The organism is Homoserinimonas flava (assembly GCF_054969005.1).
Map to the genome: position 1 here is coordinate 910383 of NZ_JBUEQS010000001.1, position 13867 is coordinate 924249.

General features: G+C 63.3%; 12 protein-coding genes. 6 read left to right on the top strand and 6 right to left on the bottom strand.

Annotated elements, in window-relative coordinates; translation table 11 throughout:
- Position 1 precedes the first annotated feature (1 nt).
- The 5 genes from ACY48M_RS04315 to tkt form a co-directional block, all read right to left on the bottom strand.
- On the bottom strand, positions 2-943 hold the full coding sequence (locus ACY48M_RS04315; protein ID WP_462818993.1) for a glucose-6-phosphate dehydrogenase assembly protein OpcA: 942 nt from the start codon (positions 941-943) through the stop codon (positions 2-4).
- The gene (gene zwf, locus ACY48M_RS04320; RefSeq protein WP_462818994.1) at positions 940-2478 is read right to left on the bottom strand and encodes a glucose-6-phosphate dehydrogenase; all 1539 of its coding nucleotides are present in this window, start codon (positions 2476-2478) and stop codon (positions 940-942) included. The genes ACY48M_RS04315 and zwf overlap by 4 nt, the downstream gene beginning before the upstream one ends.
- Positions 2478-4073: a glucose-6-phosphate isomerase gene (locus tag ACY48M_RS04325; RefSeq protein WP_462818995.1), complete on the bottom strand. Its 1596-nt coding sequence runs from the start codon at positions 4071-4073 to the stop codon at positions 2478-2480. The genes zwf and ACY48M_RS04325 overlap by 1 nt, the downstream gene beginning before the upstream one ends.
- Positions 4070-5179 carry a transaldolase gene (gene tal, locus ACY48M_RS04330; protein ID WP_462818996.1) on the bottom strand — a complete coding sequence of 370 codons (1110 nt, stop codon included), beginning with the start codon at positions 5177-5179 and terminating at the stop codon, positions 4070-4072. Before tal ends, ACY48M_RS04325 begins: the two co-directional genes overlap by 4 nt.
- Positions 5180-5251: 72 nt before the next feature.
- On the bottom strand, positions 5252-7345 hold the full coding sequence (tkt, locus tag ACY48M_RS04335) for a transketolase (RefSeq protein ID WP_462818997.1): 2094 nt from the start codon (positions 7343-7345) through the stop codon (positions 5252-5254).
- Positions 7346-7612: 267 nt separating this feature from the next.
- Here tkt and ACY48M_RS04340 point away from each other — a divergent pair, with 267 nt between their 5' ends.
- Positions 7613-8533 carry a heme o synthase gene (locus ACY48M_RS04340; RefSeq protein WP_462818998.1) on the top strand — a complete coding sequence of 307 codons (921 nt, stop codon included), beginning with the start codon at positions 7613-7615 and terminating at the stop codon, positions 8531-8533.
- Here ACY48M_RS04340 and ACY48M_RS04345 read toward each other — a convergent pair.
- On the bottom strand, positions 8530-9495 hold the full coding sequence (locus ACY48M_RS04345) for a COX15/CtaA family protein (protein WP_462818999.1): 966 nt from the start codon (positions 9493-9495) through the stop codon (positions 8530-8532). The genes ACY48M_RS04340 and ACY48M_RS04345 overlap by 4 nt on opposite strands.
- 280 nt (positions 9496-9775) lie before the next feature.
- Between ACY48M_RS04345 and sufB the strand changes: the two genes are divergently transcribed.
- From sufB to ACY48M_RS04370, 5 genes are read left to right on the top strand one after another with little or no spacing between them, the layout of a single operon-like run.
- Positions 9776-11194, top strand: a complete 1419-nt coding sequence (sufB, locus tag ACY48M_RS04350) for a Fe-S cluster assembly protein SufB (RefSeq protein ID WP_462819000.1) — start codon at positions 9776-9778, stop codon at positions 11192-11194.
- Entirely contained in the window at positions 11195-12394 is a 1200-nt protein-coding gene (gene sufD / locus ACY48M_RS04355; RefSeq protein ID WP_462819001.1) for a Fe-S cluster assembly protein SufD, read from the top strand. It abuts the gene before it with no gap.
- Entirely contained in the window at positions 12395-12718 is a 324-nt protein-coding gene (locus ACY48M_RS04360; RefSeq protein WP_462819002.1) for a non-heme iron oxygenase ferredoxin subunit, read from the top strand.
- Between the two features lie 46 nt (positions 12719-12764).
- Positions 12765-13529 carry a Fe-S cluster assembly ATPase SufC gene (sufC, locus tag ACY48M_RS04365; RefSeq protein ID WP_462819003.1) on the top strand — a complete coding sequence of 255 codons (765 nt, stop codon included), beginning with the start codon at positions 12765-12767 and terminating at the stop codon, positions 13527-13529.
- Between the two features lie 4 nt (positions 13530-13533).
- The gene (locus ACY48M_RS04370; RefSeq protein WP_462819004.1) at positions 13534-13863 is read left to right on the top strand and encodes a metal-sulfur cluster assembly factor; all 330 of its coding nucleotides are present in this window, start codon (positions 13534-13536) and stop codon (positions 13861-13863) included.
- Positions 13864-13867: the final 4 nt, after the last annotated feature.

Below are 13867 nucleotides of genomic sequence, written 5' to 3' on the forward strand. Positions count from 1 at the left end.
GCTACTCCTCGGGTTCGGATGCGCGAAGGTGTACGAGTCCGTCCTGAAGCACATCACCGAAGAGCACGTCGGGACCGAGCCTGCGAAGCTCCTCAGCAAGACAGTCGCGCAGACCCCTCCGCGGCAGCGAAATGTCGTGCACCGGCTGGCCCGGCTGTGTCAGCGTTGCAACCGGGACATGGGTGCGTTCGAGGGTGATCTCTCCGGATGCGCGAGTGAGCGTCACTCCGCCGATGCCGTGATCACCTGACCTCGTCAGGTCAACTGTGACGGCGACGTCGAGCTGACGTTGCAGCCAGGCCGCGAGCAGAAGCGTCGAGGGGGAGCCTGACGAGCCCGTGACGTGCGCTGCCGTGACAGATTCGAATGGCGGCTGATCGAGCACTGCGGCGATCTGCGCGCGCCACAGGGTGAGCCGCGTCCACGCGAAATCGGTATCGCCGGGGGCGTAGGTGCCACTCAGTTCGCGAAGGAAGCCTGAAGGGTTGGCCTGCGACGCGGCATCCGTGATGCGTCGCTGCGCAATGCGCCCGATGGCGGATTCGGAGACGACAGCCGGCGTGCGCCCCGGCCACCACGCAACGACGGGCGCGTCTGGCAGCAGGAGGCCCATGACCAGGCTCTCTTCGTTGAACGCGTTCTCACCGTAGGCCTTAACCACGATGACCTCGCTTGCGCCGGCGTCACCGCCGACCCGGATTTGCGCATCGACGCGCGCGGATTCGCTCGATGGATTATCTGAGGTGGAGACCACGATGACGCGCATCGGGTGTTCTCTCGACGCTTCGTTAGCGGCCTCAATTGCCTGCTCTTCCGAGCCGATGTCTGTCGCGATCACGAGCGTGAGCACGCGGCCAAGTGCTACAGCCCCGCCCTCCTCACGAATATTCACCAGTGTCTTCGAGATAGCACTCGTGGTGGTGTCTGGCAGATCAACGATCATGGTCGTCTCCATTGCCGGCCGTCACGCGCGAGAAGCTCGTCAGCGGATGCCGGACCCCACGTTCCCGGTCGGTACTGTTCTGGGCTGCCCTGGGTCTCCCAGAACTCTTCAATCGGGTCGAGAATCTTCCACGAGAGCTCGACTTCTTCATGCCGCGGGAAGAGCGGCGGATCGCCGAGCAGCACGTCGAGGATGAGCCTCTCATAGGCTTCCGGGCTCGCCTCGGTGAAGGCGTGACCGTAGCCAAAGTCCATCGTCACGTCACGCACCTGCATGCCCGCTCCTGGCACTTTGGACCCGAAGCGGATGGTGACGCCTTCATCTGGTTGCACGCGGATTACGAGGGCGTTCTGCCCGAGGGCTGCGGTCTGATCGGCCGCGAAAAGATTTTGCGGCGCCCTCTTGAAGACGACGGCGATTTCGGTGACGCGGCGACCGAGGCGCTTGCCCGCTCGCAAGTAGAAGGGCACCCCTGCCCAGCGGCGTGTGCCGATGTCAAGTCGGATGGCCGCATACGTCTCGGTCGTCGACTCCGGGTTCATCCCGTCCTCTTCGAGGAAACCCTCGACTTTCTGGCCGCCCTGCCACCCTGAGCTGTACTGGCCCCGCGCGGTTGCACTCGCGAGGTCGTCGGGGAGCGTCACCGCAGAGAGGATTTTCTCTTTCTCGGCGCGGAGGTCGCTCGCGTTGAACGACACGGGCTCTTCCATCGCGGTGAGGGCGAGGAGTTGCAGAAGATGATTCTGTATGACGTCACGGGCGGCACCGATGCCGTCGTAGTATCCCGCGCGACCGCCGACCCCGATGTCCTCGGCCATCGTGATCTGCACGTGGTCGACGAAGTGTGCGTTCCACAGCGGCTCATAGAGCTGGTTCGCGAATCGCAACGCAAGGATGTTTTGCACCGTCTCTTTGCCGAGATAGTGATCGATACGGAATACCGAGTCGGCTGGGAAGACGGACTCCACGACGGCATTGAGTTTACGCGCGGTGGTGAGGTCACTGCCGAACGGTTTCTCGATAACCACCCTGCGCCATTTGCCATCGCGCTGCTCTGCGAGGCCGGAGCGGCGAAGCTGCTCCGTGACGACGGGGAACGACTTCGGCGGGATTGAAAGGTAAAAGGCGTGATTGCCCATCGTGCCCCGCTCGCTATCGAGCTCGTCGAGTGTCTGCTTGAGCGTTTCGAACGCGGCGTCGTCATCGAACTCGCCCTGCACGAAGCGGATGCCCTGCGCCAACTGCTTCCAGACGTCCTCGTCGAACGGTGTGCGTGCGTACTGTTTGACCGCGTCGTGCACTTCTTTCTCGAAGTCTTGATCGTCCCACTCCCGACGCGCGAACCCCACGAGGCCGAATCCTGGTGGCAGGAGACCGCGGTTCGCGAGGTCGTACACGGCCGGCATGAGCTTCTTGCGGGAGAGGTCACCCGTGACACCGAAGATGATCAGCGCACTGGGACCGGCGATTCGGTTGAGACGTCGATCGTTGGGGAGGCGAAGCGGATTGAAATCTGGAGTGATCTCGACGGGCATCAGCTGATTGCGTCCACGAGCGTGGCAACGCCGCGCCTCGCATCGGTGAGTGAGAGCGTCAGCACCGGGCGCCCGTGTGATTCGAGCACGGCGGCATCGCCCGCGGCCTGTGCCTGCAGAAGCTGTCCGAATGTGAACGGGCGGTCGGGTATTGCGAGATCCTGCTCACCGGTGGCGACAATCTGAAGGAACACACCGTTCGCCGGGCCACCCTTGTGGTACTGGCCGGTGGAGTGGAGGAAGCGCGGGCCCCAGCCGAAGGTGGTCGGCCGTCCCGTGCGCTCGGCAATAGCGTCGCGCAACGACTCGAGTTCAGCGTGGGCGAATCGGTTGAGGTAGGCCTGGATTGCGATGTACCCGTCACCGGGGACGAGCCGTAAGAGAGCCGACACGACGTCCGGTACGGTCGATCCCACGAGGGCTTCGCTCGATCCACGAACTTCGATGCCGTCGGCCACGAAGGCGGGGGCGCTCGGTTCGGGTCGATCGTCGAGCAACCCGCGAGTGGCGATCTTCGCGGACTCGACGTCAGGCTGGTCGAAGGGGTTGATGCCAAGCAAGCGACCCGCAACCGCAGTCGCATACTCCCAGACGAGCAGTTGCGCGCCGAGGGTGCCGCTGATTTCAATCTCGCCCTCGACCACGTCACGCGTCTCACGGGCGCCCTCGACGAGCCGCACGATCTGCACGTCGTCGGCCCTGGTGGAGAGCTCGGGGGAGTCAATGCCGAGCACGACGGGGAGGATGCCCTTCCCGTCCTTGCCCGTTGATTCTGCGATGAGTTGCTCGGCCCAGTCGGCGAACCCGACAATGTAGGTGCCGTCGGGCACGATCGCGAGCTTGTCGCGGAGCGGGCGGGTTGCGGCCATCGCGGCACCGAGGATGAGCCCGGGGTTGTCTGGGTGGTCGACCGCGAGTCGACCGGCGACGGAGGATGCCTCATCGAGCAGGGCCGCGATGTCGACACCGGCGAGACCGGATGGGACGAGGCCGAACGCCGTGAGTGCCGAGTACCGACCTCCCACGTTTGGGTCAGCATTGAACACGCGATACCCATCGGCGCGCGCGGACTCATCGAGCGGTGACCCTGGGTCGGTGACGATCACGATCCGGCCGACGGGGTCGATACCTGCCTCACGGAATGCGTGCTCGTAGATTCGCTTTTGACTGTCGGTCTCGACGGTCGAGCCCGACTTCGAAGAGATCACGACAGCGGTCGACGAGAGACGGTGCTGCAGCGCGTCGGCGATCTGCGTTGGGTCGGTCGCGTCAAGCACCGTGAGGGGCACCCCGGCCGTTCGCGTGATGACCTCCGGCGCGAGTGACGAGCCCCCCATGCCGCCGAGCACGATGTGGTCGACGCCATTGCCGCGAAGGTGATCGCGGAGGGCGATGATGTCATCGACGAGTCCTTCGGAGACGACGACGGCCTCCGTCCACCCGAGACGGCGTTCGGCTTCCTCTTCAGCGCTCTGTCCCCACAGCGTCGGATCCTGCGCCGTGATGCGTGAGGCGACGAGGTCGCTCACGAGCTGAGGCACAACCCTGGCGACCGCCTCAGCGGCGGCCCCGCTCACGGTGATGTCGAAACTCACCGTGCAGCCTCGAGTGCTGCGCTCACGGTGTCGAGAAGTTCGTTCCACGACACGATGAACTTGTCGACGCCCTCGGATTCGAGCAGCGCCGTGACCTCGTCGTACGAGATGCCGAGCGCGTCGATCTCGTCGAGAACTTCGTTCGCTTCGTGGTAGGCCCCCGTAATGGTGTCGCCTCGAATGACGCCGTGATCGAACGTCGCCTCCATGGTCTTCTCCGGCATGGTGTTCACCACGTTCGGCGCAACAAGTTCGACAACATAAGCGGTGTCCGGCACAGCTGGGTCTTTCACGCCCGTCGATGCCCAGAGAGGACGCTGGATGTTCGCACCGGCAGCGAGAAGGCCCTTCGCGCGCTCGGTGTCAAACGACTGCTCGAACACTTGATAGGCGAGGCGCGCGTTGGCGATGCCGGCTTTGCTCTTGAGCGCGAGCGCCTTTTCCGTGCCGATCTCCTCGAGTCGTCGGTCGATCTCGGTATCGACCCGCGAGACGAAGAATGACGCCACAGAGCGGATGCTCGAAAGGTCGACGCCATTCGCGCGCGCCTGCTCAAGCCCCGTGAGGTAGGCGTTGATGACCTCACGGTAGCGCTCCAGGCTGAAAATGAGGGTGACGTTGACGCTGATTCCGGAGGCGGTGAGCGCCGTGATGGCCTCGAGGCCTTCGACGGTCGCCGGCACTTTGATCATCGCGTTCGGGCGATCGACCTTCTCCCACAGCTCGCGACCCTGAGTGATCGTGCCTGCCGCGTCGTGCGCGAGGCCGGGTTCGACCTCAATCGACACTCGGCCGTCCTGTCCATCAGTGGCGTCGTAGACGGGGCGCAGGATGTCACAGCCGGAGGCGACGTCGTGCGTCGTGATCTCGAAGACGGATGCAGTGACATCCGAACCGCCACGGGAGAGGATGGCGACCTGCTCGTCGTACGCCGCGCCCTTCGCGAGCGCGCTCGCGAAGATTGTGGGGTTCGTTGTCACCCCCACAACGTGACGGTCATCGAGCAGTCGGAGCAGCGCTCCCGACGTGATCCGTTCACGCGAGAGGTCGTCGAGCCAGATGCTCACGCCGGCGGCGGAGAGTTCGGCAAGGGGGCTATTCGTCATGGATTCATCTTCCGCTTGGCTTCTGTACGGGGGGTGGGAACGGCCAGGTTCATATCGTGACCGCTCTGGCGATCAGACTGCGCTGAGTGAGTCGTGCGCGGCGGCGACGGCGTGTTCGGTCGTCATGCCGAACTCGCGGAACAGCGTCTGGTAGTCGGCGGAAGCGCCGAAGTGTTCGATCGAAACGCTGCGGCCTGCATCGCCAAGGTACTGACGCCAGGTCAAGTTGATTCCAGCTTCGATCGACACGCGGGCGCGAACCGACGACGGGAGCACCGACTCGCGGTACTCAGCATCCTGCTCTTCGAACCATTCGAGGCACGGCACCGACACGACACGAGCGTTCACGCCGTCCTTGCGAAGCACCTCGCGAGCCTCGACCGCGATCTGGACCTCGGATCCCGTGGCGATGAAGATGACGTCGGGCGTGCCGCCCGGTGCCTCCGCAAGCACATAGGCACCCTTAGCAACGTTGCGTGCCGAAGCGAAGGTGTCGCCGTCGGCATCGCCGTCACCACGTTCGAACACCGGGATGTTCTGACGAGTGAGCGCGATGCCTGCTGGCCCTTCGCGACGCTGCAGGATCGACTTCCACGCCCAGGCAACCTCGTTGGCGTCGGCGGGACGAACGATGTCAAGGCCCGGGATCGCGCGGAGGGTTGAGAGCTGCTCGATCGGCTGGTGGGTCGGTCCGTCTTCGCCAAGCGCGACTGAGTCGTGTGTCCAGACATAGATGGCCGGTGCCTTCATGAGGGCAGCGAGTCGAACCGCCGGACGCATGTAGTCGCTGAAGATGAGGAACGTGCCACCGAAGGGCCGCGTGTTGCCGTGCAGCACGATGCCGTTCAAGATCGCCGCCATCGCGTGTTCACGGATCCCGAAGTGCAGGACGCGCCCGTAGGGGTTGCCTGTCCATTCTTCGGTCGAGCGGTGCGCTGGCACGAATGATGCGCCGCCGGCGATCGTCGTGAGGTTGGATTCCGCGAGGTCGGCAGACCCGCCCCACAACTCCGGGATGACGGCTCCGAGGGCGCCGAGCACCTTGCCCGATGCCGCGCGGGTCGACACGGCCTTGCCTGCTTCGAAGACGGGCAGAGCATCATCGATACCGTCGGGCAGTTCACCCTTGAGCACTCGGTCGAGCAGCGCTTTGCGCTCGGGGTTCGCGGCGGACCACGCGTCGAAACCGATCTTCCACTCTGCGTGCTGCGCCTGGCCGCGTTCAACGGCCTTGCGGGTGTGCGTGATGACCTCATCGGAGACCTCAAACGTCTTCTCGGGGTCGAAGCCGAGGATCACCTTGGTCGCGGCGAGCTCCTCGGCGCCAAGCGCCGATCCGTGAATCTTGCCGGTGTCTTTCTTGTTCGGTGCCGGCCATCCGATGATGGTGCGCAAGATGATGAGCGACGGCTTCGACCTCTCGGCCTTCGCCGCCTCAATCGCGGCGTTGAGCTCCTCGATGTCCTCGTGGTAGTCGCCGGTCTTCTTCCAATCGACGACCAGCACTTGCCAGCCGTATGACTCGTAGCGCGCGTGGACGTCTTCCGTGAAGGCGATGTCGGTGTCGTCTTCGATCGAGATCTGGTTGCTGTCATAGATCACGACGAGATTGCCGAGCTCCTGGTGGCCGGCGAGCGAGGATGCTTCGCTCGTAATGCCTTCCTGCAGGTCGCCGTCACTCGCGACGACGTAGACGAAGTGATCGAAGGGGCTCTCGCCCGGTGCCGCGTCAGGGTCAAACAGTCCGCGCTCGAAACGCGAGGCGTAGGCGAATCCGACGGCGGATGCGAGGCCCTGCCCGAGAGGCCCAGTTGTGATCTCAACACCGTCGGTGTGGCCGTATTCTGGATGGCCTGGCGTCTTGGAACCCCACGTTCGGAGCGCCTTGAGGTCATCGAGTTCGAGTCCGTAGCCGCCGAGGTAGAACTGCACGTACTGGGTAAGCGATGAGTGGCCCGCCGACAGAATGAAGCGGTCGCGTCCGATCCACTCGTTGTCGCTCGGATCACGGCGCATGACCTTCTGGAACAGCAGGTAGGCGGCGGGCGCGAGCGACATCGCCGTTCCTGGGTGGCCGTTGCCCACCTTTTCGACGGCGTCAGCTGCGAGGATCCTCGCTGTGTCAACTGCAAGGTTGTCAATGGGATCCCATTGGAGAGCTGCCACGTGAATTTGACCCTTCTAACGCAGGTTGCGTGCGCAGTCGAACGATGCGCATCGGTTGTGCAGCCACCCGACAACACCGGGGCTCCGAGCGCGCTGTCTGCCACGTTGCTTCGGAACGATTGGAGTCATTTCGCAGTGGGGGGAGGCTTCACCAAGTATAGGGACAGCGGGTGTATCGACGATGTTGCCAAGACCTCTCTCGCGACGAGCCGCAGTGTGAGTGAACTAGACTGGGGAGTTGGAGACAGCACAGCCGTTAGAGGAGCGATGGACGCAGTCGTAGACACCCCCGTTCGGCAAGAACGGGCCACGGGCATCGCCAAGGTCCGTGCGTACTTCGCTCTCACCAAACCGCGGGTGATCGAGTTGCTGCTTGTGACAACGGCCCCCGTCATGATTCTCGCGGCAGGCGGCATTCCCAACCTGTGGCTCCTCTTCTGGACACTCGTCGGTGGTGCGCTCAGCGCTGGTGCGGCCGGAGCGTTCAACTGCTACATCGATCGTGACATCGATCGCGTCATGGCTCGCACGAGCTCGCGGCCGCTTGTCACGGGTGCGCTCTCCGATCGCGAGGCCCTGGTCTTCTCGTGGGCGCTCACGGTGCTCTCTGTCGCCGTGCTGTGGATTGCTACGAACTGGCTCGCTGCCGCGCTTTCGGCAGCGGCGGTCTTTTTCTATGTCGTTGTCTACACACTGATCCTCAAACGGCGAACCTCGCAGAACATCATCTGGGGCGGTATCGCCGGATGCTTCCCGGTGCTCATCGGATGGGCTGCCGTCACCGAGTCGCTGAGCTGGTCGGCCGCCATTTTGTTTCTCGTGATCTTCCTGTGGACGCCACCGCACTACTGGCCGTTCTCGATGCGCTTCCGCACTGATTACGCGGCGGCGAATGTGCCGATGCTGTCAGTCGTGCGCGGACGGGCGCAGGTCGGCCTCCAGACCATCCTGTACGCGTGGGCCACCGTCGCATGTTCGCTCTTGCTCATCCCCGTACATCCGATGGGCATCACCTATTCGGTCGTTGCCATTGCCTCTGGCGCGTGGTTCATCATCGAGTCACACCGACTCTACGGTCGCGCGATCCGGGGCGAGGAGACAAAGCCAATGCGGCTGTTCCATGCCTCGATTACGTATCTCACCCTCGTGTTCGTCGCCGTCGGCGTCGACCCACTGCTGCCGTTCTAGCGCGTCGAGCCGGGAGCTGCGAGGGCAGACTCGTCGATCGCGGTTGACCGCTTGAGTCGCAGCACTACGACGGTGAGCACCGCCGCCATGACGGCGGCGAGCACCATATGCACGCCAACCGCGATGGGGGGAAGGCCGCTTCTGGCCTGGTACAGCCCAACGGCGATCTGCACGAGCTCAATCAGGAGAAGCCCGACCACCCAGCGGGCGCCGGGCACACGCAGCCGACGTCCTGTGACGACAAGCACAAGCGTGATGGTGAACAGCGCGTAGCTCGGCCACGCATGCACGTGCTGCAGCAGCTCCGCGTCGAACCCGGTGCGGCCTGCGGCCGCGTCGCCGGAATGCGGGCCTGATGCCGTTGTGAGCACACCGAAGACGATCGTCACTGCGGCGGCGAAGCTTGCTGAGTGTGTCACTGCGGCATACCAACGGGGCACGGCGAGTTTCCGAGGTCCTGGTGTCTCGTCGAGCCGCACAAGGAACGCGGCGGTGATGCAGACAAGGCCAATGGACGCGACGTAGTGGAACCCGACTATGAAGGGGTTGAGGCCGGTGAGCACCGTGATGCCGCCGACGATGGCCTGGGCAATCACGCCGAACACGACAATGAGAGCGAGTCGGAAGAGATCGCGGCGCTCGTGACGCAGCTTCCAAACCCTCAGCAAGACAATGAGGGCGAGGATGCCGACGAGCCCCGTGAGGGTGCGGTTGCCGAACTCGATCACCCCGTGAATGCCCATCTCAGGAGTGGAGATGAGGGAGTCGGCAGTGCACTTCGGCCAGGTGGGGCAGCCGAGCCCTGAGCCGGTGAGCCTCACGGCACCACCCGTTGCGATGATGAGCACTTCGGCCGCGAACGAGAGCCATGCGAAGACTCTGGTGGTGCGATCGATGGTGCTCGGGAGCCTCCACCTCGAGCCCGCGATCGTGGTACCTTCGGCGGTCTTCTGGCGGTTCACTGGCAACCTTCCCCAATCAGCAGCCGCACCCTATAGAATTGTCTGGTTCAGGAACACAGCCAATGCCGGGGTGTCAGCGTAGACATTCGGGGGAGTGACCCCCGTTTCCCTGTTCATTCTAGGCAGGCTGCACAGGCATCCGATGCCGGTCAGTCTTCCGAGCGAACGCACCTCGAGCATTGAATTGCGCCTCACCGCGCATCGCGAATCACAGCACAGCAGATCGGGAATGAACGTCCACGCCCATCCGTTGTGGCAAGTGAGGAATAAGAGGTAAGCCATGTCAGAAGTTCTGATCGACCGCCCGGAACTCTCGAGCCTCGGTATCTATGAATTCGGCTGGTCCGATTCCGATATCGCCGGGGCCTCTGCTCGGAGAGGCATCTCACCGGAGGTCGTCGCAGACATCTCCGCGCTCAAGGATGAACCGGAGTGGATGCTCAAGAACCGCCTGAAGGCGCTCTCGCTCTTCTACAAGAAGCCCATGCCGTCGTGGGGAGCCGATCTTTCCGGCATTGACTTTGACAACATCAAGTACTTCGTGCGCTCCACCGAGCAGCAGGCCGCCACCTGGGAGGATCTGCCTGAGGAGATCAAGAACACGTACGAGAAGCTCGGCATCCCAGAAGCAGAGCGCCAGCGCCTCGTCTCCGGCGTGGCTGCGCAGTACGAGTCCGAGGTTGTCTATCACCAGATCAATGAGCAGCTCGAGGCGCAGGGTGTCATTTTCATGGACACTGACACGGCGCTTCGTGAGCACCCGGAGTTCTTCGAAGAGTACTTCGGCACCGTCATCCCCTCCGGCGACAACAAGTTCGCCGCGCTGAACACGTCGGTGTGGTCTGGCGGATCGTTCGTCTATGTCCCTCCGGGAGTCCACGTTGAGATCCCGCTGCAGGCCTACTTTCGCATCAACACCGAGAACATGGGCCAGTTCGAACGCACGCTGATCATCGCCGACGAGGGCAGCTACGTGCACTACATCGAGGGCTGCACGGCGCCGATCTACAAGTCGGATTCACTGCACTCCGCTGTGGTCGAAATCATCGTCAAGAAGAACGCACGGGTTCGCTACACCACCATTCAGAACTGGTCGAACAACGTCTACAACCTCGTAACGAAGCGCGCCGTCGCACACGAGGGCGCAACGATGGAGTGGGTCGACGGCAACATCGGCTCGAAGGTCACCATGAAGTACCCATCGGTCTACCTGGTGGGGGAGCGCGCCAAGGGCGAAACCCTCTCGGTGGCATTCGCCGGCCCCGGCCAGCACCAGGATGCCGGCGCAAAGATGGTGCACATGGCCCCGTACACGCAGTCGTCTATCGTGTCGAAATCCATCGCGCGCGGTGGTGGCCGCACTGGCTACCGGGGGGAGATCCGCATTGCGGCTGGCGCCCATCATTCCGCGAACACCGTGCGATGCGATGCGCTGCTCGTCGACACGATTTCGCGCTCCGACACCTACCCCGTCACCGACATTCGTGAAGACAATGTCACGATGGGCCACGAAGCTACCGTCTCCCGCGTGAGCGAGGAGCAGCTGTTCTACCTCATGTCACGCGGCATGCCCGAGGACGAGGCCATGGCTATGATCGTCCGCGGCTTCATCGAGCCCATCGCTCGAGAACTTCCCATGGAGTACGCCATGGAACTGAACAAGCTCATCGAAATGGGCATGGAAGGATCTGTCGGATAGATGTCAGTTCCCGTAGCATCCGTCCAGACCCCGAGCGCTGCGCCGCTCGAACATTCCAAGATTGGCTCGAGGCAGCACAGCGCTGGCGGCCTCGGTCTCGCCCCGGTGCAGTCGCGCGCTGAGCGGTTCGCATCGTTCGACGTTGCCGACTTTCAGCCCGCAGCGTCGAGCGACATCGAATGGAAGTACACGCCGCTGGCCAAGGTCTCCGCGCTCACCAGCGGTGTGCTCGACGGCAGCGAGTACGAACATGTCGTGCAGTCCGACGGCGTCGCCTCAGTCGACTGGCGCGGTCGCAATGACCCGTCAATCGGCACCGCTGGCACGCCAGAAGATCGCGCAGCTGCCAATGCATGGAGCTCCTTCGACAAAGCCCTCGCGATCACCCTGCAGGGTGAGGATGCATCGGTGACGATCACCCGCGCGGCTTTCGGCACCGCCGCTCGCGCCGCGCACACCGTCATCACCGCGAAGGCCAACACCCGCGGTGTCGTGGTGATCGAGAATACTGGCGATGCACAGCTCGTCGAGAACATCGAGATCATCGTCGAGGACTCTGCGGAGCTGACCGTCGTGACTCTGCAGGAATGGAATGATCAGGCTCTGCACCTCGCAAGCCTGTTCGCGACGATCGGCCGTCAGGCGAAGCTCAAGCACGTGACGGTGACCCTTGGTGGCGACGTCGTGCGCGTCAATCCGACGGCGCTCCTCGGCGCAGAACGCGGTGAGGTCGAGCTCTACGGGCTCTACTTCGCAGATGCAGGCCAGCACATCGAACACCAGGTCTTTGTGAACCACGATGGCCCGCATACGAAGTCGACCGTGACCTACAAGGGCGCACTGCAGGGCGACGGAGCGCACACCGTGTGGATTGGCGACGTGCTCATCGGGCAGCGCGGCACGGGCACCGAGAGCTACGAACAAAACCGGAACCTCCTCCTCTCTGAGGGCGCGCGCGCCGATTCGGTGCCGAACCTCGAGATTGAGACGGGCGACATCCTCGGTGCAGGCCACGCCAGCGCGAGCGGACGATTCGACGACGAGCAGCTCTTCTACCTCCAGGCTCGGGGGATTGCAGAAGAGGAGGCGCGCAGGCTCGTCGTGCGCGGCTTCCTCGGCGAAGTCATCCAGAAGATCGGCATCCCAGAGATCGAGTCACGGCTCGACGCCGCCATTGAAGCCGAACTGGCGGTGAGCTGAGTGACCGTTAGAATTTGTGCGCTCGACGACCTGTCGGTGAGCGCTGCGGTCCGAGTCCTCATCGGCGACACGCCAATCGCCGTTGTCAAGGACTCGTCAGGGGCCGTGCACGCAATCGGCGACACCTGCACTCACGGTGATATCTCACTGGCCGAGGGCTTCGTCGAGGATCAAACCCTCGAGTGCTGGGCACATGGCTCGCAGTTCTCGCTTGCGACCGGCAAGCCGATCACCCTTCCGGCCTACGAGCCCGTCCCCGTCTTCGCCGTCACGATTGTCGATGGCGACGTGTTCATCGACCCGACTCCGACCTTCCCCTCCTGAGCATCCGGTCGGCAACGCCGACCGAAGAGAAAGTAGCGTTGACACAATGTCAGTATTGACCATCACCGATCTCCACGTCAGTGTCGAGACAGAACAAGGCGACAAGCAGATCCTCAAGGGCGTCGACCTGACGATCAAGTCCGACGAGATCCACGCGATCATGGGGCCGAACGGCTCCGGCAAGTCGACCCTGGCATACACCCTTGCCGGTCACCCGAAGTACCGCGTCGACAGCGGTTCGATCAGCCTCGACGGTGAAGACGTTCTCGCGATGAGCGTGGATGAGCGCGCCCGCGCCGGGCTCTTCTTGGCGATGCAGTACCCGGTCGAGATCCCAGGAGTTACCGTCACGAACTTTCTCCGCACGGCAAAGACCGCCATTGACGGCGAAGCTCCCGCCATCCGCGGCTGGATCAAAGACGTGCGTGCCTCGATGTCGAATCTCCGCATGGATACCTCCTTCGCAGAGCGCAATGTCAACGAGGGCTTCTCCGGTGGAGAAAAGAAGCGTCACGAGATTCTCCAGCTCGAGCTGCTGAAGCCGCGCTTCGCCGTTCTTGACGAGACCGACTCGGGTCTCGACGTCGATGCGCTCAAGGTTGTGTCGGAGGGTGTGAACCGGGCGAAAGCCGACAGTGGGCTCGGACTTCTCCTCATCACCCACTACACGCGCATTCTCCGCTACATCACACCCGACTTCGTTCATGTCTTCGTCGACGGCCGCGTGGCCGAGCAGGGCGGTCCCGAGCTCGCGGATCGTCTCGAGAACGAGGGCTACGATCGCTTTCTCACCGGGTCGAACGGAGGCTAGAAGCATGCCTGTCGCACTCGAGCCGAAGCTCTTCGATCAGGTCGAAGAGGCGCTCAAAGAGGTCATGGACCCAGAACTCGGCATCAACATCGTTGATCTCGGGCTCATCTACGACCTGACGTGGGATGAGGAACACGACGCCCTCATCATCAGCATGACGTTGACCTCCGCTGGCTGCCCGCTGACGGACGTCATCGAGGATGAGACGGCGCAGGCCCTCGATGGCGTCGTCGAGCAGTTCCGCATCAACTGGGTTTGGATGCCGCCGTGGGGCCCAGAGAAAATCACGGATGATGGTCGCGACATGATGCGAGCGCTCGGCTTCTCGATCTAGCAAG

Bases quoted from the DNA above. Each gene is read 5' to 3' on its own strand.
- sufC (WP_462819003.1), top strand. From the start codon at position 12,765: ATGTCAGTATTGACCATCACCGATCTCCACGTCAGTGTCGAGACAGAA.
- ACY48M_RS04370 (WP_462819004.1), top strand. From the start codon at position 13,534: ATGCCTGTCGCACTCGAGCCGAAGCTCTTCGATCAGGTCGAAGAGGCG.
- sufB (WP_462819000.1), top strand. From the start codon at position 9,776: ATGTCAGAAGTTCTGATCGACCGCCCGGAACTCTCGAGCCTCGGTATC.
- zwf (WP_462818994.1), bottom strand. From the start codon at position 2,478: ATGCCCGTCGAGATCACTCCAGATTTCAATCCGCTTCGCCTCCCCAAC.
- tal (WP_462818996.1), bottom strand. From the start codon at position 5,179: ATGACGAATAGCCCCCTTGCCGAACTCTCCGCCGCCGGCGTGAGCATC.
- sufD (WP_462819001.1), top strand. From the start codon at position 11,195: ATGTCAGTTCCCGTAGCATCCGTCCAGACCCCGAGCGCTGCGCCGCTC.
- ACY48M_RS04315 (WP_462818993.1), bottom strand. From the start codon at position 943: ATGATCGTTGATCTGCCAGACACCACCACGAGTGCTATCTCGAAGACA.
- ACY48M_RS04340 (WP_462818998.1), top strand. From the start codon at position 7,613: ATGGACGCAGTCGTAGACACCCCCGTTCGGCAAGAACGGGCCACGGGC.